Origin of the sequence: Pseudomonas sp. PDM15 (assembly GCF_014851565.1) — a bacterium.
GTDB lineage: Bacteria > Pseudomonadota > Gammaproteobacteria > Pseudomonadales > Pseudomonadaceae > Aquipseudomonas.
In genome coordinates, this window is sequence record NZ_JACVAA010000001.1 from 214,603 (window position 1) to 235,924 (window position 21,322).

The following is a 21,322-nucleotide window of genomic DNA, read 5'->3' on the forward strand; positions in this document are numbered from 1 at the left end:
GCGGGAGGGCGGATATGGCAAGGCGAACGACACTGAGCGCGATGGTGCTGGCATTGATCGGCCAGGCCGTGCAGGCCGACGATCTGCTGCTCGCTCAGCGCGCGTTGCTGCTGGACGACAGCCGCCTGCCGCGCGAGGCGGCGCTGGATCGTCTGCAGCAGGTGCGTTTCGCCTTCCGCGAGAAGCAGGCGCAGGAGGGCGACTGGCCGCTCTGGTCGCGGGCCTACGGCATCGATGGTGCGTGGGATGGCGGGCTGGAGCGCGATGGCGAGGGGCTGCTGCTGGGCCTGGATCGGCCGCTGGGCGGGCAGTGGATCGGCGGAGTGCTGGCCGGGGTGTCCCGAACCCGCCTGGAGGATGATGCCGGCCATGCCGACAGCGACAGCACGCACCTGGGCCTGTACGCCGCCACCCGTATCTACAACCAGCTGGGCTTCAAGCTCGGCGCGCTGCAGGGCTGGCACGAGCTGGAACGGGGCGAGCGGGCGCGCAGCTGGCAGCTGTTCGGCGAGAGCAGCCTGGCCCTGGATTTCCGCGACTTCACCCTGGAGCCCTTCGCCGGCCTGGCTTACGTGCGGCTGGATGCGCCGAACCAGCGTGCGCAGGGCGTATCTCTGCCCGGCGCGGACGAGGAGAGCGGCTATCTCACCCTCGGCTGGCGCCTGGCCGCGGCCTGGTACGTGCAGCAGCGCAAGTGGGTCGGTCGTGCCAGCCTGGCGCTGCGCCAGGACCTGGGCAGCGACCAACTGACCAGTCGCGCCTGGAGCGAGGAGGGCGACGCCCTGCGCCTGCAGGGCCGCGAGTTCGAACGCAGCACCCTGCGCCTGGACCTGAGCCTGGATCACGAGCTGAGCGAGCGCTGCTATCTCGGCCTCACCTACGCCGGCCACTACGCCGAGGATGCCCGCGACAGCGCCCTGGCGGCGCGGCTGAGTGTGAAATTCTGAGGGGCGCCCACACACGACCTGCTGCGCGTCGGCCAAGCGGGAGCGAAAGCTCTCTCAGACTGCTCATTTACCGCTTGTAAACTGCGCTTCTTCGCTCACTTTCGCCCCCGTTTTCCTCTAGCTCGCTAGATCGTGAGCGGGCGCGGCCCGCCGGTCAGTGCGCGGGCTGCCAGGGCGCGGCGAGTCGGGTATACTCGCCGGCTTTTCAGAAACTTTGCGGTCGCGGCCCCTGCCGTGCCCGGTCGAGCCAGGCGCAACGCCGCTCCGACGGGCCCGAGCCGGCCGTTCTGCGCCTTTGCCCGAGAGTGCTGCCCACCATGGAAATCAATCCGATCCTCAACAGCATCAAGGACCTGTCCGAGCGGACCCTGTCGATTCGGGGGTATCTTTGACTACGATCAGAAGCATGATCGCCTGGTCGAAGTAAACCGCGAGCTGGAAGACGCCAGCGTCTGGAACAAGCCCGAATACGCACAGAGCCTGGGCCGCGAGCGCGCCATGCTGGCGCAGATCGTCGAAACTATCGATGACCTCACCGGCAGCCTGGCCGATTCCAGGGATCTGCTGGAAATGGCCGCCGAAGAGAACGACGAAGGCGCGGTGAACGATATCGTTGCCGAGGTCGATCGCCTGCGCGAAATCCTCGAGAAGCTGGAATTCCGCCGCATGTTCAGTGGCGAAATGGACCCGAACAACGCCTACCTCGACATCCAGGCCGGCTCCGGCGGTACCGAAGCGCAGGACTGGGCCAATATCCTGCTGCGCATGTACCTGCGCTGGGCCGACAAGCGCGGCTTCGACGCCACCATCATCGAGCTGTCCGAAGGCGAAGTCGCCGGCATCAAGGGCGCCACCGTGCACGTCAAGGGCGAGTACGCCTTCGGCTGGCTGCGTACCGAGATCGGCGTGCACCGCCTGGTGCGCAAGAGCCCGTTCGACTCCGGCGCCCGTCGCCACACCTCGTTCTCGGCGGTGTTCGTGTCGCCCGAGATCGACGACAAGGTCGAGATCGAGATCAACCCGTCCGACCTGCGCATCGACACCTACCGCTCCTCCGGTGCCGGTGGTCAGCACGTGAACACCACCGACTCGGCGGTGCGTATCACCCACGTACCGACCAACACCGTGGTGGCCTGCCAGAACGAGCGCTCCCAGCACGCGAACAAGGACACCGCCATGAAGATGCTGCGGGCCAAGTTGTACGAGCTGGAGATGATGAAGCGCAACGCCGCCTCCCAGGCCCTGGAAGACTCCAAGTCGGATATCGGCTGGGGCCACCAGATCCGCTCCTACGTGCTGGATGACTCGCGGATCAAGGATCTGCGTACCGGGGTCGAGCGTAGCGACTGCCAGAAGGTCCTCGATGGCGACCTCGATCAGTACCTCGAGGCCAGCCTCAAGCAAGGCCTGTAATACCTTTCGATTCCGCCCTCGCGCCGAGGGCGGCAACGACACCGTGACGGAAATGACGACGACATGAGCGACCAACAACTCGACCAGAACGCCTCTTCTCAAGACGATGGGCAACAGGAAGAAAACAAGCTGATTGCCCAGCGCAAAGAGAAGCTTGCCGCCATCCGTGAGCAGGGCAACGCCTTCCCCAACGACTTCCGCCGCGACAACTACTGCGCCGACCTGCAGAAACAGTACGCGGAAAAGACCAAGGAAGAGCTGGAAGCCGCTGCCATTCCGGTCAAGGTTGCCGGCCGCATCATGCTCAACCGTGGCTCGTTCATGGTGATCCAGGATATGACCGGGCGCATCCAGGTCTACGTCAACCGCAAGACCCTGTCGGAAGACACCCTGGCCGCTGTGAAAACCTGGGACATGGGTGACATCATCTCCGCCGAAGGCACCCTGGCCCGTTCCGGCAAGGGCGACCTGTACGTCGAGATGACCGACGTGCGCCTGCTGACCAAATCCCTGCGCCCGCTGCCGGACAAGCACCATGGCCTGTCCGACACCGAGCAACGCTACCGTCAGCGCTACGTCGACCTGATCGTCAACGAGGACGTGCGCCAGACCTTCCGCGTGCGTTCCCAGGTGATCGCCCACATTCGCAGCTTCCTGATGAAACGCGACTTCCTCGAAGTCGAAACGCCGATGCTGCAGACCATCCCCGGCGGCGCCGCGGCCAAGCCGTTCGAGACCCACCACAACGCCCTGGATATGCAGATGTTCCTGCGCATCGCTCCGGAGCTGTACCTCAAGCGCCTGGTGGTCGGTGGCTTCGAGAAGGTCTTCGAGATCAACCGCAACTTCCGTAACGAAGGCGTTTCGACCCGGCACAACCCCGAGTTCACCATGCTCGAGTTCTACCAGGCCTATGCCGACTACGAAGACAACATGGACCTGACCGAGGAGCTGTTCCGCGAGCTGGCCATGGCGGTGCTCGGCACCACCGACGTGCCCTACGGCGACAAGGTGTTCCACTTCGGCGAGCCGTTCGTGCGCCTGTCGGTGTTCGATTCGATCCTCAAGTACAACCCGGACATCACCGCCGCCGACCTCAACGACATCGACCGCGCCCGCGAGATCGCCAAGAAGGCCGGCGCCAAGGTGCTCGGCTTCGAAGGCCTGGGCAAGCTGCAGGTGATGATTTTCGAGGAGCTGGTCGAGCACAAGCTGGAGCAGCCGCACTTCATCACCCGCTACCCGTTCGAAGTCTCGCCGCTGGCCCGTCGCAGCGACGACGACCAGAGCGTCACCGACCGCTTCGAGTTGTTCATCGGTGGTCGCGAGATCGCCAACGCCTACTCCGAACTGAATGACGCTGAAGACCAGGCCGCGCGCTTCATGCAGCAGGTGGCCGACAAGGACGCCGGTGACGACGAAGCCATGCACTACGACGCCGACTTCGTCCGCGCTCTGGAATACGGCATGCCGCCCACCGCCGGTGAGGGTATCGGGATTGACCGGCTGGTAATGCTGCTGACCAATTCGCCATCTATCCGCGATGTGATCCTGTTCCCGCATATGCGGCCGCAGGCTTGATCGGAGGCCCTGGAACGGGCACCGTCGAGGCGAGGGTGGCACTTGGCCATCCAGCTGTTTGAAACTCAGGGGTCTACCGTCGCGGCAGGCCCCTGTTTTTTATCTTCAGTCAGTGCGAGGAACCATCAGCAGTGAACCTCAGCTCCGCCTCGGAATGCCCGGTCAGACTGGCCGGCGACCTAGCCGAATCCGTGCAGTATCGCGGCCGCAAGGCCAGTCGTCAGGGCAGTGAACAACGCCGCCTGAGTATTCTCGATGCGGCATTGCGCATCATCGTTCGCGAGGGGCTGCGCGGCGTGCGCCATCGCGCGGTGGCTGCCGAGGCCGGGGTGCCGCTGTCGGCCACCACCTACTACTTCAACGACATCCAGGACCTGATCGCCGACAGCTTCGCGCTGTTCGTCAAGCGCAGCTCGGCCAGCCTGGCGGCGCTGTGGGCCGGGGTGGACGAGGACTTCCGCCGCATCGCCGCGGCCATCGAGCAGGACCCGGGCGCCCGTCGCGAAATGGTCAGCCATTTCATCGACCTGGCCGTGGCCCATGTCCAGGCCAAGATGCGCGACCATGACGACGAGCTGCTGGTGGAGCTGGCCTTCCGCCAGGAGGCGCTGACCAACGCCGATCTGCGCCCGTTGTTCCTCGCCCACCAGAGCCTGCGTTTCCGTTTCGCCGAGCGTGCGGTGCGGGCCATGGGTTCCACGGCGCCGTTCGAGGACGCGCAGGTGTTGACTACGCTGGTTTTGCGGATGGAATATCATGCCATTGTCGACGGGGTGGAAGACTTCGATCTAGAGGCCCAGCGCGCCGTTCTCCAGCGCTTCCTGGACCTGCTGATCGGGCCTTGAGTCCCAGCCCCGCCTTGGCGGGGCTTTTCGTTTGCGGCAACCGATCAAATCTCACAAGGAGTGCATGATGAAAGCCTGGCGCGTGGCCCTAGCCACCCTGAGTTGCCTGCTGTTGAGCGGTTGCCTGGTGACCTTCAAGGACCCGATTCCAGCCAACGAGGCAGCGCCCATGCCGCTGCTCGGCGACTGGGAGCGCAAGGATGAGTGGGGCGACCAGCAGTACCTGAGCATCGCCCGCTCCGGCTCCAACGTGTATAGCGCCAAGGCCTGGGGCGAGGGCGCCGAGGATCAGGTGGCCGAGGAGTACGGCTTCACCGTGGCCCATCATGGCCGCCGCTGGTACATGTCCGCCGGTTTGCCCAAGCGTCTGGGTGCCAACTTCGCCATCGCCGGTTTCGAGCTGACTACCGGCAACGAGCTGGTGATCTACAACCTCGACGTTGAGCGGATCCTCCAGGAGATGGAGGGGGGCACCCTGCAGGGCCAGCCGGTGGAGACTCCCGAGGGCGAGGCGGTACTGATCACCACCCCGCTGGACAAGGTGTTCAGCTACCTCGATGACCAGGCCAACGCCGACGTCTTCGTCGAAGTGGCGCGCTACCAGCGCAGTGCCGAGTAAGGGGCTGGCATGAGCCGACGCAAGTCGCAGGACGATTACCATAGCATTATCCGCGCCCTTTCCGGGCGCCTGGTTGAGGCGCAGACACCGATCCGCGTGCTCGATGCGATCAAGTGGGACGACAGCATCCGCCAGGGCTTCCTCAAGGCCAAGGGGCGTGAGCTGCCGGCAGTGGACCGGGCCTACTACGAGAGCCGCCCGCTGGCCTTCGACTCGACGGCGAAGAAGCTGGAATTCCAGAACATCGAGCGCGACATCACCCGCCAGCTCGGCCAGTTCAATCCGGTCGGGCAGATCATGCGGCGCATGTGCAAGGAATACCGCATGGTGATCCGCATGCTCGAGGCGCGCGGCACCGCCGACTTCGGCCTGATTTCCCAGGAGCTGTACGGCGCCGCCTCGGACGCCTTCCACGCCGGCGACCCGACCCTGGCCGACCTTGGCGTGATGCTCTCCGGCTACCTGAACAACATCGCTGCTCGTGGTGATCTGGTCGACGAGGCCAAGACGCTGACTGCCAAGGACGCCGTGAGCATCCTGCAGGAGCGCCTGGCCAAGGTATTCGGTGACGACACCATTCGCGTGTTCGAGTCCGACGGCATAGTCGCCGACGCGGCCGCCGGCGCCGACTACATCAAGGTGCGCGCCGATGCCCTGTTCAACGAGCGCGACGTGCGCGCGCTGGAAGTGCACGAGGGCATGGTCCACGTCGGCACCACGCTCAACGGCCTCAACCAGCCGGTGTGCACCTTCCTGGCCAAGGGCCCGCCTTCGTCGACCGTGACCCAGGAAGGCCTGGCCATCCTCATGGAAGTGATCGCCTTTGCTTCCTATCCGTATCGCCTGCGCAAGCTGACCAACCGCACCCGCGCCATCCACATGGCGGAGGAGGGCGCCGATTTCCTGCAGGTCTACGAGTTCTATCGCGAGCAGGGCTTCACCCTGGAGGAAAGCTACGGCAACGCCAGCCGCGCCTTCCGCGGCTCGACCCCGGACGGCCTGCCGTTCACCAAGGACCTGTCCTACCTCAAGGGCTTCATCCTGATCTACAACTACATCCAGCTCGCCGTGCGCAAAGGCAAGCTGGAGCAGATCCCGCTGCTGTTCTGCGGCAAGACTACCTTGGAAGACATGCGCACCCTGCGCCAACTGGTGGACGAAGGCCTGGTGGCACCGCCCAAGTACCTGCCGCCGCAGTTCCGCGATCTCAACGCCCTGGCGGCCTGGATGTGTTTCTCCAACTTCCTGAACCATCTGAGCCTTGATCGCATCGAAGCGGACTACGCCAATATCCTCTGAAGCTACTGCGCTCGGCCATGTGTTGTTGAAGAACGGCCCGGAAATGCCCATTTACGCTCGGTAAACTCCGCTTTTCGTGCCGCTCTTCGCCTAGCCTGACCTTCGCTCGCTACGCTTCACCCGATAGATACCTCTTAGGGAGCTCTCATGCCCAGTCACAAGCTCGACTACGAAATCCTCGGCGCTTCGGCGCAGACCGTGGAGATCATCCTCGACCCGGGCGAGACGGTGATCGCCGAGGCCGGGGTGATGAACTACATGACCGAGGGCATCCGCTTCGAGACGCGCATTGGTGATGGCTCGGCGAGCGGCGTGCTGGGCAAGCTGTGGGGCGTCGGCAAGCGCCTGCTCACCGGCGAATCGCTGTTCATGACCCACTTCAGCAACCAGGGCAAAGGCCAGCACCGGGTCGGCTTCGCCGCGCCTTATCCGGGCACCGTGGTGCCCATCGACCTGAGCCAGGTCGGTGGCAGGCTGATCTGCCAGAAGGATGCCTTCCTCTGCGCCGCCTATGGCACCGAGATCGGCATCAGCTTCAACAAACGCATTGGCGCCGGCTTCTTCGGCGGCGAGGGCTTCATCCTGCAGAAGCTGGAAGGCGACGGCCTGGCCTTCGTACACGCCGGTGGCACGGTGATCCGCAAGGAGCTGAACAACGAGACCCTGCGCCTGGACACCGGCTGCCTGGTGGCCTTTACCAGCGGTATCGACTACGACATCGGCCTGGCCGGCGGGCTGAAGAGCATGCTGTTCGGCGGCGAGGGCATCCTGCTCGCGACCCTCAAGGGTACCGGTACCGTGTGGGTACAGAGCCTGCCGTTCTCGCGCCTGGCCGAACGCATCTACGACGCCACCTTCCGCGCCCGCGAGGAAGTGCGTGCCGGCGGCAACAAGTAGCAACCTGCGACATCCCGCCCGCGCGGCAGGCGCGGGCTGCGGGTAAACTGTGCGCCTTCCCGATCAAGAGCCTCTCCCATGAGCGAAGAACGCAACGCCATTCCCCTGATTCTCACCGGCATCGCCAGCATCGTCGGCACCATCGGCGTGCTCTGGTATTACGGTTACGTGCATTTCGCCAAGCAGGAGGATGCACTGCTGCTGGCCGAGTTCACCATGCTCAAGACGGTCGCCGGAGAGGACTACAAGGTTTCGCTCAAGCCTGCCAATCAGGTAGCCCAGTGCATCGATGGCGTGCTGGTGCTGTTCGATACCCAGCAGAAGGGCCTGACCGGCGTGCTGGTGGACGACAAGAAGCAGGCCGTGCGCTGCATGGGCCAGGAAACCCCGCAGGCAGCACAGCAGTAAGTCGCGGCTGCCGAGGAGGAGCGCGATGCAGATCGAAGTCTTCCACGGCGACATCACCACCCTGGCGCTGGACGCCATCGTCAACGCCGCCAACAGTTCGCTGCTCGGCGGTGGCGGCGTGGATGGCGCCATCCACCGCGCCGCCGGCCCCGAGCTGCTGGCCGCCTGCCGCGCATTGGGCGGTTGCCCCACTGGCGAGGCGCGCATCACCCCGGGTTTTCGCCTGCCGGCTCACTGGGTGATCCACACGGTGGGGCCGGTCTGGCAGGGCGGTGAACGTGGCGAGCCGGCGCTGCTGGCCGCCTGTTACCGCAACAGCCTGGCCCTGGCCGATACCCAGGGCTGTTCCAGCATCGCCTTTCCCGCCATCAGTTGCGGCGTCTATGGCTATCCGCCGGAGGCGGCCGCGCGCATCGCCGTGACCGAGCTGCGCCGCCCGCGCCCCGCAGGCAGTATTCTGCAGCGCGCCGTGCTGGTGGCCTTCTCCGCGGAAATGGCAGCCCTCTACCGGGCTGTACTCGGCCCATGAAAAAGCCCCGCCGAGGCGGGGCTTTTTTCACGCAGTACCTTTACAGCCGTGCGCGCGGTGCCACTGGACCCTGGCCGTGGGCGATGGTCACTTCCACCCGCCGGTTAAGGGTGCGCGAGTCGGCGGTGTCATTGCTGGCCACCGGATAGTCCTGGCCGAGGCCATGGGTGGTGATGCGACGCGGATCGACACCCATGGCCACCAGGGCGCTGCGCACCGAGTCGGCACGTGCCTGGGACAGGCGCAGGTTGTGGTCGCGGGTGCCGGTGCTATCGGTGAAGCCTTCCACCACCACCTGACGTTCCGGGTTCTGCAGCAGGTAATTGCCCAGTTCCTGCACGTTCTGCATGCCGGCGCTGGTCAGCTGCGCGCGGTCCACCTCGAACAGCACGTCACCCAAGGTGACCACCGAGCCACGCTCGGTCTCTTGGGCCTGCAGGTGTTGCAGCAGCACGTCGACCTGCTGGTTGCGCGCGTCCAGTTGTGCCTGGGTACGCTGGGCCGGAGCGGTCTTCAGCGCCTCTTCGGCGTTCTTCTGCAGAATGGTTTCCTTGGCCACGTCGATGCGCCGGTTGGCCTGGTAGGCCAGGTGGTCGACCTGCACGCTGCCCTGGCCCGACTCGTAGGCCTGGTTGGCACGGGTCAGCATGTCTCCGGCCTCCTTGGTTTCCACGCCAGCCAGGGTCTGGGCCTGCGGGTTGGCCTGCAGCTCGGCGTAGCCGGCGCGTGCCTTTTCCAGGTTGGGATTCGGTTCGTGGGCGCAGCCCGCCAGCACCAGGGCCAGGGCGGAAAGGGTGAACAGATGGGTCGTACGGTTCATGAGCGTCGCTCCTCCATGGTCACTGCACGATGATCGGGGTACGCGATCCTTCTTCACGGATCTGCTGCACGCCCTGCTGGGCGTCATCCAGGTTGCGCTGTGCCTTGGCGGCCAGCGCACGGCGTTCGGCTACACGGGCATCGGCCTCGGCCTGCTCGATCAGGCGGCGGGCCTGCTCGTATTCCTGGTCCTGCAGCAGCAGCTGGGCCTGGGTCATCTTGTCCTGCGCCGCCTTCATGTCCGCCGGAGCGTACTCGGGGCCGCCAGCGGCCTCGGCACTCTTGATCACCGCGCTGGCGGAAGCGAGCTGTTCGGTGGGCGGGTTGCCGGCGCAACCGGCCAGCGCCAGGCTGCCGCCGATGGCGAGGGTGAGCAGAAGTGTTCTCGGGCTGTTGATCATGGTGTTTGGCTCCATGCAGTTCCATTGTCAAAACGAGTTACCTGCCGGATGTCGGTGGATTGGCGAAGAAGCCTTGCCAATCGCCACCGTTTGCCCCGGCCTAGTGCTGTGACTGCCACCCGAAAACGAACGTTCAAGATTTTTCACGCGTATGAAAAAGGCCCCGGGTGGGGCCTTGGCAGGACGGGCGGCTCAATGCTTGGTGCTGTCGCCCTGCGCGCTCAGTTGTTGCAGGTACTTGCGCGACAGGGCGAGGAAGCGCGGCGTGGGCCCGATGTCCTCGTACAGCGGGTCGCCCTGCTCGTCGGTAGCCACCACCTTGTGGCCCTTGACGTAGGGCAGGCTGGCCTCCAGTTCCTCCAGCGCCGAACTGATCAGTTCGCCGAGCAGCTCCTCGGCGCTGCGCTTCGGATACATCTCGGACAGCGCCGCCAGGCGCGCCGCCGACTCCAGGTCGAGATGGATGTGGTACTGGCTCTGGGTCAGGCGACCCTTGGCGTTCTGCTCCCAATGGCGGGTGAGTTCTCGGATTTTCATAGGCACCTCGATTGCCCTTTCATGGACGGATAGCGGCCCGGGAACATCCTGTAGGCCGGACACGGGCGCTTTTGACGCCCGCAAGGTTGAGACTAGCTTGCTGGCGTTCGACCGCTGGCAGTTCGTCGTGTGCTTGTAAGAATGGGTCGCCCTGTGCAAGCTGAAGGCTCTATCCCGAGGGAGAGAAGGGTCATGGCAGAGATCGATGCGCGCCTGCGCGAAGAGGTTCACCTGCTCGGCGAGCTGCTCGGCGACACCATTCGCAACCAGCTCGGCGAGGCCTTCCTGGCCAAGATCGAGCTGATCCGCCAGGGCTCCAAGGCCGGGCGCAAGGGCTCTTCGGCCGGCGAGCAGCAGTTGCGCGAGACCCTCGCCGCGCTCAGCGACGACGAGTTGCTGCCGGTGGCGCGTTCGTTCAACCAGTTTCTCAACCTGGCCAATATCGCCGAGCAGTACCACCGCATCCGCCGCCGGCGCCCGGACGAGGCACAGCCGTTCGACGACCGCGTGCTGGCCGAGCTGCTGCAGCGCCTGGTGGCGGGCGGCCACAGGCCGGAGCAGCTGGCGCGCCAGCTCGGCCGCGTGGACATCGAGCTGGTGCTCACCGCGCACCCCACCGAGGTGGCCCGGCGCACGCTGATCCAGAAGTACGACGCCATCGCCGCCCAGCTGGCGGCCCTGGACCATGCCGATCTGTCTGCCGCCGAGCGCGAGCAGGCCCAGCTCAAACTGCGCCGGCTGATCGCCGAAGCCTGGCATACCGAGGAGATCCGCCGTAGTCGGCCCAGCCCTGTGGATGAGGCCAAATGGGGCTTCGCGGTGATCGAGCATTCCCTGTGGCAGGCGTTGCCGAGCTTCCTGCGCAAGGCCGACCAGGCCCTGCACGACGCCTGCGGCCTGCGCCTGCCGCTGGAGGCGGCGCCGGTGCGCTTCGCCTCCTGGATGGGCGGCGACCGCGACGGCAATCCGAATGTCACCGCCGAAGTCAGTCGCAAGGTGCTGCTGCTGGCGCGCTGGATGGCTGCCGACCTTTATCTGCGCGATGTCGACCGCCTGGCCGCCGAGCTGTCCATGCAGCAGGCCAGCGACGAGCTGCGCCTGTGCGTCGGCGTGCATCCCGAGCCCTACCGGGCCCTGCTCAAGCAGCTGCGCGAGCGCCTGCGGGCCACTCGTGCCTGGGCCGAAGCGGCGCTGGATAACGAGGTTGCACCCGGCCCCGAGGTGCTGCACGACAACCGCGAACTGCTGGAGCCGCTGGAGCTTTGCTACCACTCTCTGCATGCCAGCGGCATGGGCGTGATCGCCGAGGGCGAGCTGCTCGACTGCCTGCGTCGCGCCGCCTGCTTCGGCCTGTTCCTGGTGCGCCTGGACATTCGCCAGGATGCCGCGCGCCATGCCGCCGCCATGGCCGAGATCACCGATTACCTGGGCCTGGGCAACTATGCCGAGTGGGATGAGGCGCAGCGCCTGGAATTCCTCCTGCGCGAACTGGACAACCGCCGCCCACTGTTGCCGTCCCACCATCGCCCCTCGGCCGAGACCGCCGAGGTGCTGGCAACCTGCCGGGTGATCGCCGCCGCGCCAGCGGCTTCTCTGGGCACCTACGTCATCTCCATGGCCGGTGCTCCGTCCGATGTACTGGCGGTGCAACTGCTATTAAAGGAGGCCGGCCTGCAGCGACCGATGCGGGTTGCACCCTTGTTCGAGACCCTGGCCGACCTGGACAACGCCGGCCCGGCCATCGATCGCCTGCTCGGCCTGCACGGCTACCGCGCGCGCCTGCACGGTCCGCAGGAAGTGATGATCGGCTACTCCGACTCGGCCAAGGATGCCGGTACCACCGCCGCCGCCTGGGCCCAGTACCGCGCCCAGGAGACCCTGGTCAGCGTCTGTCGCAAGCACGAAGTGGAGCTGCTGCTGTTCCATGGCCGCGGCGGTACCGTCGGCCGTGGCGGCGGCCCGGCTCACGCGGCGATCCTGTCGCAGCCGCCGGGCTCGGTGTCCGGACGTTTCCGCACCACCGAGCAGGGCGAGATGATCCGCTTCAAGTTCGGCCTGCCGCAGCTGGCCGAGCAGAACCTCAACCTGTACCTGGCCGCCGTGCTGGAGGCGACCCTGCAGCCACCGCCCGCGCCGGAACCGGCCTGGCGCGCGGCCATGGACCGCCTGGCCGCCGATGGTGTGGCCGCCTACCGCGCGGTGGTGCGCGAGCATCCGCAGTTCGTCGAGTACTTCCGCCAGGCCACGCCGGAGCAGGAGCTCGGCCGCCTGCCGCTGGGCAGTCGCCCGGCCAAGCGCCGCGCCGGTGGGGTGGAGAGCCTGCGTGCTATCCCCTGGATCTTCGCCTGGACCCAGACCCGCCTGATGCTGCCGGCCTGGCTGGGCTGGGAGCAGGCCCTGGATAAGGCCATCCAGGGTGGCGGCAAGGGGCTGCTGGAAGACATGCGCGAGCATTGGCCATTCTTCCGCACGCGTATCGACATGCTGGAGATGGTGCTGGCCAAGGCCGACCTGGCGATTGCCGCGCTGTATGACGAGCGGCTGGTCAGTTCCGAGCTGCGACCGCTGGGTGCGCAGTTGCGCGACCTATTGTCGCAGTGCCGCTCCATGGTGCTGGGTCTGACCCACCAGTCGGAGCTGCTCACCCACAGCCCGGAGACCCGTGAGGCGATCACCGTACGCAACATCTACCTGGACCCGCTACACCTGCTCCAGGCCGAGCTGCTGGCCCGTTGCAGACTGCGTGAGAACCCGGTGGACAGCCCTCTGGAACAGGCTTTACTGGTGAGTGTCGCGGGCATCGCAGCAGGGCTGCGCAACACCGGCTGAAGCCCCGCCGCCTCCGACTTTCGGTGGCTTGTGCCGCACCGAAGCGCTGTGTATTGTGGCCCTCCTTTTGGCCGCTCAGTGACGCCGAAACCCAAATATTGAGATTGGCCCCACGAGGCGAATCCGACGACTTTCTGTCTTTATTTTGAGGAGCACTTCGATGCGCGTGATTCTGCTGGGGGCGCCCGGTGCCGGCAAAGGTACCCAGGCTGGTTTCATCACCAAGAAGTTCGGTATTCCGCAGATCTCCACCGGCGACATGCTGCGTGCCGCGGTCAAGGCCGGCACCGAGCTGGGCCTGCAGGCCAAGAGCATCATGGAAAGCGGCGGTCTGGTCTCCGATGACTTGATCATCAATCTGGTCAAGGAGCGCATCGCTCAGCCGGATTGCGCCAAGGGCTTCCTGTTCGACGGCTTCCCGCGCACCATTCCCCAGGCCGAAGCCCTGAAGGAAGCCGGTGTGACCATCGACAACGTGGTCGAGATCGCCGTCGACGACGAAGAGATCGTCCAGCGCATCGCCGGCCGTCGTGTGCACGAGGCCAGCGGCCGCGTCTACCACGTGGTCTACAACCCGCCGAAGGTGGAAGGCAAGGACGACGAGACCGGCGACGAGCTGGTCCAGCGCAAGGACGACACCGAGGAAACCGTGCGTCATCGTCTGTCCGTCTACCACTCGCAGACCAAGCCGCTGGTGGACTTCTACCAGAAGCTGGCCGCTGCCGAAGGCACCCCGAAGTACAGCGCCATCGCCGGCGTCGGCTCGGTGGACGAGATTACCGCCAAGGTGTTCGCCGCCCTCAACTGATTGGCTGCGCGTCGGCCATGCGTCGTTGGGAAACGGCCTCGGGTGCTCATTTACAGCATGTAAACTCCGCGCCCTCGGCCATTTCCCGCCTAGCCTGGCTCTAGCTCGCTCAAGCAGTCGCACAGTACAACGGCCCGCATTGCGGGCCGTTGGCGTTTATACTGCCCGCCTTTTTCTGTCCCCACCGGATATGCCGATGACCACCCTGCTGGCCCTGGATACCGCCACCGAAGCCTGCTCCGTCGCCCTGCTGCATGACGGCAAGGTGCTCAGCCACTGCGAAGTGGCGCCACGCCTGCATGCCCAGCGCCTGCTGCCGATGATCCACGACCTGCTCGGCGAGGCCGGGGTGGCCCTGGCCGCGGTGGACGCCATCGCCTTCGGCCGCGGCCCGGGTGCCTTCACCGGCGTGCGCATCGCCATCGGCGTGGTCCAAGGCCTGGCGTTCGCCCTCGACAAGCCGGTGCTGCCGGTTTCCAACCTGGCGGTGCTGGCCCAGCGTGCACTGCGCGAGCATGGCGCGCAGCAGGTGGCCGCTGCCATCGATGCGCGCATGGACGAGGTGTACTGGGGTTGCTACGCCGCCGAGCAGGGCGAAATGCGCCTGCAGGGTATCGAAGCAGTGTTGGCACCGGAGCGTGCCGAACTGCCGCGTGGCGCCAGCGGCGACTGGTTCGCCGCCGGCACCGGCTGGGGCACCTACGGCGCGCGCATCGCCCTGACGCCGAGTGGTAGCGACAACGCCATGCTGCCGCATGCCCAGGATCTGCTGAGCCTGGCCACCTTCGCCTGGCAGCGCGGCGAGGCATTGCCGGCCGATGAGGCCCAACCGGTCTACCTGCGCGACAACGTGGCCACGCCCAAAGCCCCCAAGCCCTGAGCTTGCCGCTTCGCTGTCGCGCCTTCCGTCCGCTGCCGGCCTGAGCAAATTGCCATTTTTATCTGGCGCCGCTAAATTGCCACCCACGTATTCCGAGCAGTAACCGATGCGTCTCGACGGCCTCTCTTCCTCTTATTCGCTGGATCGCAGCTCTCGCCCGGGCAGCGCGGTCACGCCTTTCCGCGAGGCACAGCGCGAGGTCGAGCAACGCCGTGAACAACCCGCTTCGCCGTCCGCCACCCAGGGTTACGAGCAGCTCGCCCAGCCGCGCAAGGTACAGGCCGGCAACGCCAGCAGCGACAGCCTGCCGGCGCGCTACCAGGACAGCGTCAGCCAGCAGCAGCGCGGCTTCAGCGCCAAGGCCAACCAGGCTCTGGCCGCCTACGGCAACACCGCCGGCTACACCGAAGACCGCGACGCCAGCGAAGTTCTCGGCCTCGACCTCTACGCCTAAACTGTTTTCGATCTCGCGAGCTAGCGCCAGGCTAGGCGGGTAAGGGACGAGGGCGCGGAGTTTACAGACGCTAAATGAGCACCCGAGTCCCTTACTCAACGACGCATGGCCGACGCGCAGCAGATCGAATGCCTTATTTCCTCGGCTGCCCGTCTTGGAGCGAGCCGGCCTGGCGCGGCAGCTTCTATCCCGCCGACCTGCGCCCCGCCGATACCCTGAGCCACTACGCGGCCACCTTCAATGCGGTGGAGGGCAATACCACCTTCTATGCCCGGCCTGCGCCGCAGACCGTGCAGCGCTGGGCCGAGCAGATGCCGGGGCACTTTCGCTTCTGCGCCAAGCTGCCGCGCGACATTAGCCATAACGGCGATCTGCGCGACCATATCGCCGCCACCACCGACTTCCTGCAGCTGCTGGCGCCGCTCGGCGAGCGGGTCGCGCCCCTGTGGTTGCAGCTACCCGCCAGCTTCGGCCCGTCGCGCCTGGGTGAGTTGCTGGCCTGGCTCGGCGAGTTTTCCGACCGCGCCATTGCCGTGGAGCTGCGCCATCCGGCGTTCTTCGCCAGGGAAGAGGACGAGCGCCTGCTCAATCGCAGCCTGCAGGAACGCGGTGTGGAACGTATCTGCCTGGACTCGCGGGCATTGTTCGCCTGCACTTCGCGCGATGCGGCGGTGCTGCATGCCCAGTCGAAGAAGCCGCGCCTGCCGCCACGGCCGACGGCATTCAGTGCCAGCCCGCAGCTGCGTTTCATCGGCGGGCCGGATCTGGACGCCAACCAGGCCTTCCTCGAACCCTGGCTGGACAAGGTCGCCGCCTGGATCGAGCAGGGCCTGACGCCCCATGTGTTCCTGCATACCCCGGACAACCACCTGGCGGCGGCCCAGGCCCTGCGCTTTCACGCCGCCCTGAGCGAGCGCCTGCCTGGCCTGCCGGCCCTGGCGCAGGTGGAACCCGAAGTGGAGCAGCTCGGTCTGCTCTGACAGGGGCGCGCCTTTCTGTCCGCCATGCGGGCGGCTAGGGTTGCCACTTCACTCAGCGCAAGGAGCAGCACCATGAGTACCCAGCGAGAACGTGGCGAAACCTTCCGGGCTCTGCATCGGGGCGAGGGCCTGCTGGTCCTGCCCAATCCGTGGGACGCCGGTTCGGCGAAGATGCTCGCCCAGCTCGGCTTCCAGGCACTCGCCACCACCAGCGCCGGCCTGGCCTTCTCCCTGGGGCGGCGCGACGCGGAAGGTGCGGTGAGCCGCGACGAATGCCTGGCCAATGCCCGCGCGATAGTTGAGGCGACGCCGCTGCCGGTGGCCGCCGACCTGGAGAATGGCTACGGCGATGCCCCCGAGGACTGCGCGGAAACCATTCGCCTGGCTGCAGGGATCGGCCTGGTCGGCGGCTCCATCGAGGACGCCACCGGGCACGCCGATACGCCTATCTATCCGCAAGACCTGGCCGTGGAGCGCATCCGCGCTGCGGTGGAAGCGGCGCGTGCGCTGGACTTCCCGTTCACCCTGGCCGCGCGGGCGGAGAACTTCCTGCACGGCCGCGCCGATCTGGACGACACCATCCGCCGCCTGGTGGCCTATGCCGAGGCCGGTGCCGACGTGCTCTACGCACCTGGATTGCGCAGCCGCGAGGAGATCAAGGCGGTGGTTGAGGCGGTGGCGCCGCGACCGGTCAACGTGCTGGTCGGCTCACCCAGCCTGCGCCTGTCTTTGGCCGAACTGATCGAGCTGGGGGTGAAGCGGGTCAGCGTCGGCTCCAACCTGGCGCGGGTCGCCTATGGCGAATTCTTCTTCGCCGCCGGCGAGCTGGCCCGCGGCAGCCTGGCGGCGATGGGCGAGGCCATGCCGTTCGACGAGATCAACGACCTGTTCGGCTGACGGCATGCGCCGTGCGTTCTGCTTGCTGGTTCTGTTGATGCTGTTCGGCACACCGCTGGCGATCTACCGCGGCTGGCTGCCCGTGCCGCCAGCATGGAACCCCTGGACGCCGTTGGACGTGCGCCAGCCGCCCAACCTGCTGACCGGCTACAAGCTGATGCGCCTGCAACGCGATCCCGAGCTATGCCGGATGGCGCTGGACAGCAGCGTGCTGCGCTACACGGCGGTGGCGGACAGCGAGCCAGCCGCTGGTTGCGCCGTGGAGAACGCGGTGCGGGTACAGCGCGCCGGTGTGCAGTTCAGTTCGGCGTTCCTCGCCAGCTGCAAGCTGGCCGTGGCCTACGCCCTGTTCGAGGAGCATGGCCTGCAGCCGGCCGCGCGCCAGGCGTTCGGCCAGCCGGTCGCGCGGGTCGAGCATCTGGGCAGCTTCGCCTGCCGCAATATCGGTACCAGCCAGCGTCGCAGCCAGCACGCCAGCGCCAACGCCCTGGATATCGCCGGCTTTCGCCTGAAAGATGGGCGGCGCATCAGTGTGGCCAGGCACTGGGAGGGGGCGGGGCAGGAGGCGCTGTTCCTGCGCCAGGTGCGCGACGCGGCGTGTTCCAGTTTCAATGTCACCCTTGGGCCGGAGTACAACGCCGCCCATCGCGATCACTTCCACCTGGATATGGGGCTATTCCGCCTGTGTCGCTAGCGCCTGGGTAATCGTTAGCGGCGCGCCAGCAACAAGTCGGCGGCCTGGCCGCGGCGGCCGTCGGCGAACTCGAACTGGCCGAGCTGGGCGATCTCGTCGTAGGCGCCAAGGGCCTGCTTGACGTCATGGGCCTGCAGCTCGATGGCGGCCACGCTAGCCTGGGCCAGGCTCTGGGTTTGCTGTTTGCCGGCGGCGTCGAAGCGCAGCAGGCGCAGGCGATCGAACACCGCGTCCTGGGCATCGATGCGGCCATCGCGGTTGTCGTCGTACCTGGCCAACTCGGCAAAACCGTTGGCGGCGCCGTTCTGGTCGCCGAACAGCTCGCGACCATCGTCGATGCGGCCATTGCCATTGCGGTCCAGCGCCAGCAGCTCATCGTCGCCGCTGGGGGCGCTGATCCGGTCGCTACGTCCATCGGCATCCAGGTCGAAGCGCACGGCGTCGTCCAGCCCACGGGTGGTGAAGCCGTTGCTGGCCAGGTCCAGTACCAACGGATCGGTCTTCTGTGGTTGCGGGTTGGAGGTCACGTTCAGCTGGAGCTCGCGTTGCTGAAGTACCTGCTGGAAGCTGGCGGCCTGGGCCATGGCTTCTACCGGTGGAGCGTCGGCGGCTGGTTGGCTTGCCTCTGCGGTCTCCGTGGGAGCGGGCTGATCGCCCTTGGGCATCAGGGTGCGGCGCAGGATCTGGTAATCGAGAGAGTCGCGCAGGCCGGCGTCCAGCTGCTTGTCCAGCGCGGAGGGGCGGGGCGCGGAAAGGGCGTCGAACATGGGGAACTCGTTGCGGCCACCGTTGGCCGCCTCTGGCAGAATAGGGCGTTACTGTTCTATCGGCCGCGCGCCGTCCCTGTTGAGCGTTTTTTGAGCATATTTCCCGATGAGTGACGAGCGGCCTATAACCAGAATTCGAGTCGAGGCCCAGTTGCCCGCATTTGCCGCGTCTGCCGGTCGCTGGGCCGAGCGCCTAGGGCTGCCGTTGGAGGGTGAGGCCGAATTCGCCCTGCAGCTGGGCGAAGAAGGGCTGCAGCTGGCCGAGCTGGGGCCGCAGGCACCAGGGCCGGTGCGGGTGGATTTCGTCGAGGGTGCCGTGGCGCACCGTCGCCTCTATGGCGGCGGCAGCGGGCAGATGATCGCCAAGGCGGTCGGCGTGCAGCCGGGGGTACGCCCGTGCGTGCTGGATGCGACGGCGGGGCTGGGGCGGGATGCCTTCGTCCTGGCCAGCCTGGGTTGCGCGGTGACCATGAGCGAGCGTCAGCCGATCATCGCCGCCCTGCTCGAAGACGGCCTGGCGCGCGCCGCCCATGACGCCGAGGTGGCGCCCATTGCCGCGCAGATGCGTCTGCTGCAGGGCAATGCCATCGAACTGATGCGTGATTGGCAGGGCGAGCCGCCGCAGGTGATCTACCTGGACCCGATGTTCCCGCACCGCGACAAGAGCGCACTGGTGAAGAAGGAGATGCGCCTGTTCCGCCCGCTGGTGGGCGACGATCCGGACGCCCCGGCGTTGCTCGAGGCCGCCCTGGCCCTGGCTAGCCACCGGGTGGTGGTCAAGCGCCCGCGCAAGGCGCCGATCATCGAAGGCGCCAAACCGAGCTACGCGCTCGAGGGCAAGTCCAGCCGCTACGACATCTATCCGAAGAAGGCGCTGAAGTCCTAGGGCCGGTAAGCGCGCACGAACAGTTTCACCACTTCCTGCACGTGCTCCTCGGCCTCCTGGGCGCCGAGCGGCTGGGCGACGCCCATTAGCAGACGGAAGTGGCAGCCACCCTTGATCAGGCAGAAGAAGTGCTCGGCAGCGTGCTGTGGGTTGTCGACCTGCAGCTGGCCGCGGCTGTTGGCCTGCTCCAGCAGATGCTGCATGGCATCGATCACCCGCTGCGGCCCGGCGCTGAAGAACAGCTGCGACAGCTGCGGATTCTGCGCGCCCTGGGCCACCATCAGGCGGTGCATCGCCAGGGATTCCTCGCTGTTGATCAGCGCATTGAAGCCGCGGGCGATGGCCAGCAGGGCCTGCTCGATGCTGCTGTCCGGACGCAGCTCGAAGAACAGCGGCGGCAGCTGCTCCGCGCACTTGGATTCCACTGCGCAGGCGAACAGCGTCTCCTTGTCGGTGAAGTGGCTGTACACCGTGAGCTTGGAAACCCCGGCCTCGGCCGCGATGGCATCCATGCTGCTGCCGTCGTAGCCGTTGTGCATGAACAGGCGCTTGGCGGCTTCCAGAATGGCCAGGCGCTTGGCGGGATCCTTGGGCCGTCCGGGGCCGCCGGTGGACTGAAAAGATTTGTCGGACATTTGGCTTTTTAATACTGGACTGGCGAGTTCGCTATTTTTACTATACCGGGCAGTATAAGTATTCCAAGCATCTTTTGCGAAAGGTCGTCCATCATGCTCCGTCATGCTCTGTCGCTCGCTGTGCCTCTGTCGCTGATCTCCCTGCTGGTTGCCTGTGGCAACGGTGAAACCGTCGAGGCTCCGGCGCGTCCGGCTATGGTGGTGCATCCGCTGCCGGCGGCGGATGCGGTGGATACCTACCCCGGTGAAGTGCGCGCGCGCTTCGAGCCGGAGCTGGCGTTCCGCATCGGCGGCAAGATCGCCAAGCGCCTGGTAGATGCCGGTGACCGGGTACGCAAGGACCAGCCGCTGGCCGAGCTGGACGCTGAGGACGTCAAGCTGCAGCTGGAGGCGGCCCGGGCCCAGGTCAACGCCGCCGAGGCCAACCTCAAGCTGGTGCGTTCCGAGCGTGACCGTTACAAGACCCTGCTGGCTCGCCAGCTGATCAGCCAGTCGCAGTACGACACGGTCGAGAACCAGTACCGCGCCGGTGAGGCACGGGTGAAGCAGATCAAGGCCGAGTTCGATGTGGCCAGCAACCAGGCCGGTTACTCGGTGCTGCGCGCCTCCCAGGATGGTCTGGTGGCGCGCCGCCTGGCCGAAGTGGGTCAGGTGGTGGCCGCCGGCCAGACCGTGTTCACCCTGGCCGTCGATGGCGAGCGTGAAGTGCTGATCAGCGTGCCGGAGCACGCCCTGGAGCGTTTCCGCATCGGCCAGGAAGTCAGCATCGAGCTGTGGTCGCAACCGGACAAGCAGTTCCCCGGGCGCATCCGCGAGCTGTCGCCGGCCGCCGACGCCCAGTCGCGCACCTTTGCCGCCCGCGTCACCTTCATCGATCCCAAGGTCAAGGCCGAAGTAGGGCAGAGCGCCCGTGTGTCGATCACCGCCGATGGCGAGGTGCCGCTGTCGGTGCCGCTGTCCGCGCTCAGCGCGGAGAAGGGCAAGCCCTTCGTCTGGGTCATCGATCCCAAGGAATCAAAGGCCGTGCGCACTCCGGTGCGGGTCGGCGCCTACGGCCAGGAGCGCGTGTCGATCCTGGAAGGCCTGAAGGAGGGCGACTGGGTTGTCGCCGCCGGCGTGCACGTGCTGCTCGATGGGCAGAAAGTGCGTCCGGTGGATCGCGACAACCGCCTGGTTGCACTGGCGCACAAGGAGTAA

The 21,322-nt window shown here is 66.3% G+C and carries 23 protein-coding genes; 18 read left to right on the forward strand and 5 right to left on the reverse strand.

Features of this window, described 5'->3' with window-relative positions:
- The first annotated feature begins 14 nt into the window (after window positions 1–14).
- The 9 genes from IB232_RS01045 (at window position 15) to IB232_RS01085 (ending at window position 8,538) form a co-directional block, all read left to right on the forward strand.
- Complete coding sequence (locus IB232_RS01045) at window positions 15–947, forward strand: autotransporter domain-containing protein (RefSeq protein ID WP_192396715.1); 933 nt, start codon at window positions 15–17, stop codon at window positions 945–947.
- A 317-nt stretch (window positions 948–1,264) separates the two neighbouring features.
- A protein-coding gene (prfB, locus tag IB232_RS01050) for a peptide chain release factor 2 (RefSeq protein WP_192396716.1) occupies window positions 1,265–2,360 on the forward strand; the annotation gives its coding sequence in 2 pieces (ribosomal slippage) (window positions 1,265–1,336 and window positions 1,338–2,360; 1,095 coding nt in all).
- A 63-nt stretch (window positions 2,361–2,423) separates the two neighbouring features.
- On the forward strand, window positions 2,424–3,941 hold the full coding sequence (lysS, locus tag IB232_RS01055) for a lysine--tRNA ligase (RefSeq protein WP_192396717.1): 1,518 nt from the start codon (window positions 2,424–2,426) through the stop codon (window positions 3,939–3,941).
- 131 nt (window positions 3,942–4,072) lie between these two features.
- A complete protein-coding gene (locus IB232_RS01060; protein WP_192396718.1) occupies window positions 4,073–4,786 on the forward strand; it encodes a TetR/AcrR family transcriptional regulator in 714 nt (237 codons plus the stop codon).
- Between the two features lie 67 nt (window positions 4,787–4,853).
- Complete coding sequence (locus IB232_RS01065) at window positions 4,854–5,405, forward strand: hypothetical protein (protein WP_192396719.1); 552 nt, start codon at window positions 4,854–4,856, stop codon at window positions 5,403–5,405.
- Between the two features lie 9 nt (window positions 5,406–5,414).
- Window positions 5,415–6,704, forward strand: coding sequence for a flavohemoglobin expression-modulating QEGLA motif protein (locus tag IB232_RS01070; RefSeq protein ID WP_192396720.1), 1,290 nt, complete (start codon window positions 5,415–5,417; stop codon window positions 6,702–6,704).
- A gap of 147 nt (window positions 6,705–6,851) precedes the next feature.
- Entirely contained in the window at window positions 6,852–7,601 is a 750-nt protein-coding gene (locus tag IB232_RS01075; protein WP_192396721.1) for a TIGR00266 family protein, read from the forward strand.
- Window positions 7,602–7,679: 78 nt separating this feature from the next.
- Window positions 7,680–8,009, forward strand: a complete 330-nt coding sequence (locus IB232_RS01080; protein WP_192396722.1) for a hypothetical protein — start codon at window positions 7,680–7,682, stop codon at window positions 8,007–8,009.
- A gap of 25 nt (window positions 8,010–8,034) precedes the next feature.
- Entirely contained in the window at window positions 8,035–8,538 is a 504-nt protein-coding gene (locus IB232_RS01085) for an O-acetyl-ADP-ribose deacetylase (RefSeq protein ID WP_192396723.1), read from the forward strand.
- A 40-nt stretch (window positions 8,539–8,578) separates the two neighbouring features.
- Here IB232_RS01085 and IB232_RS01090 read toward each other — a convergent pair whose 3' ends face one another.
- The 3 genes from IB232_RS01090 to IB232_RS01100 all read right to left on the reverse strand — a co-directional run bounded on the left by IB232_RS01090 (window position 8,579) and on the right by IB232_RS01100 (window position 10,295).
- Window positions 8,579–9,358 (reverse strand): OmpA family protein, encoded by a 780-nt coding sequence (locus IB232_RS01090; RefSeq protein WP_192396724.1) that lies wholly within the window; start codon window positions 9,356–9,358, stop codon window positions 8,579–8,581.
- 19 nt (window positions 9,359–9,377) lie between these two features.
- Window positions 9,378–9,758, reverse strand: coding sequence for a DUF4398 domain-containing protein (locus tag IB232_RS01095; RefSeq protein WP_225592074.1), 381 nt, complete (start codon window positions 9,756–9,758; stop codon window positions 9,378–9,380).
- 192 nt (window positions 9,759–9,950) lie between these two features.
- Window positions 9,951–10,295, reverse strand: a complete 345-nt coding sequence (locus IB232_RS01100; RefSeq protein ID WP_192396726.1) for a pilin assembly protein — start codon at window positions 10,293–10,295, stop codon at window positions 9,951–9,953.
- A gap of 192 nt (window positions 10,296–10,487) precedes the next feature.
- On the opposite strand from IB232_RS01100, the gene ppc reads away from it, so the two are divergent.
- The 7 genes from ppc to IB232_RS01135 all read left to right on the forward strand — a co-directional run bounded on the left by ppc (window position 10,488) and on the right by IB232_RS01135 (window position 17,837).
- The gene (gene ppc, locus IB232_RS01105) at window positions 10,488–13,124 is read left to right on the forward strand and encodes a phosphoenolpyruvate carboxylase (RefSeq protein ID WP_192396727.1); all 2,637 of its coding nucleotides are present in this window, start codon (window positions 10,488–10,490) and stop codon (window positions 13,122–13,124) included.
- Between the two features lie 160 nt (window positions 13,125–13,284).
- The gene (gene adk, locus IB232_RS01110) at window positions 13,285–13,932 is read left to right on the forward strand and encodes an adenylate kinase (protein ID WP_192396728.1); all 648 of its coding nucleotides are present in this window, start codon (window positions 13,285–13,287) and stop codon (window positions 13,930–13,932) included.
- Window positions 13,933–14,128: 196 nt separating this feature from the next.
- The gene (gene tsaB / locus IB232_RS01115; protein WP_192396729.1) at window positions 14,129–14,812 is read left to right on the forward strand and encodes a tRNA (adenosine(37)-N6)-threonylcarbamoyltransferase complex dimerization subunit type 1 TsaB; all 684 of its coding nucleotides are present in this window, start codon (window positions 14,129–14,131) and stop codon (window positions 14,810–14,812) included.
- Window positions 14,813–14,918: 106 nt separating this feature from the next.
- Window positions 14,919–15,266: a hypothetical protein gene (locus IB232_RS01120; protein ID WP_192396730.1), complete on the forward strand. Its 348-nt coding sequence runs from the start codon at window positions 14,919–14,921 to the stop codon at window positions 15,264–15,266.
- A 128-nt stretch (window positions 15,267–15,394) separates the two neighbouring features.
- The gene (locus tag IB232_RS01125; RefSeq protein ID WP_192396731.1) at window positions 15,395–16,246 is read left to right on the forward strand and encodes a DUF72 domain-containing protein; all 852 of its coding nucleotides are present in this window, start codon (window positions 15,395–15,397) and stop codon (window positions 16,244–16,246) included.
- 72 nt (window positions 16,247–16,318) lie between these two features.
- On the forward strand, window positions 16,319–17,143 hold the full coding sequence (locus IB232_RS01130) for an isocitrate lyase/PEP mutase family protein (protein WP_192396732.1): 825 nt from the start codon (window positions 16,319–16,321) through the stop codon (window positions 17,141–17,143).
- Between the two features lie 4 nt (window positions 17,144–17,147).
- Window positions 17,148–17,837, forward strand: a complete 690-nt coding sequence (locus IB232_RS01135; RefSeq protein WP_192396733.1) for an extensin family protein — start codon at window positions 17,148–17,150, stop codon at window positions 17,835–17,837.
- Between the two features lie 14 nt (window positions 17,838–17,851).
- Here the strand turns inward: IB232_RS01135 and IB232_RS01140 are convergent, their stop codons facing one another.
- Window positions 17,852–18,604, reverse strand: coding sequence for a hypothetical protein (locus IB232_RS01140; RefSeq protein WP_192396734.1), 753 nt, complete (start codon window positions 18,602–18,604; stop codon window positions 17,852–17,854).
- Window positions 18,605–18,710: 106 nt separating this feature from the next.
- On the opposite strand from IB232_RS01140, the gene IB232_RS01145 reads away from it, so the two are divergent.
- Window positions 18,711–19,490, forward strand: coding sequence for a class I SAM-dependent methyltransferase (locus tag IB232_RS01145; RefSeq protein ID WP_192396735.1), 780 nt, complete (start codon window positions 18,711–18,713; stop codon window positions 19,488–19,490).
- On the opposite strand, the gene IB232_RS01150 is transcribed toward IB232_RS01145, so the two are convergent.
- Window positions 19,487–20,125 carry a TetR/AcrR family transcriptional regulator gene (locus tag IB232_RS01150; protein ID WP_192396736.1) on the reverse strand — a complete coding sequence of 213 codons (639 nt, stop codon included), beginning with the start codon at window positions 20,123–20,125 and terminating at the stop codon, window positions 19,487–19,489. The genes IB232_RS01145 and IB232_RS01150 overlap by 4 nt on opposite strands.
- Before the next feature lie 93 nt (window positions 20,126–20,218).
- Here IB232_RS01150 and IB232_RS01155 point away from each other — a divergent pair, with 93 nt between their 5' ends.
- Window positions 20,219–21,322, forward strand: coding sequence for an efflux RND transporter periplasmic adaptor subunit (locus tag IB232_RS01155; protein WP_192396737.1), 1,104 nt, complete (start codon window positions 20,219–20,221; stop codon window positions 21,320–21,322).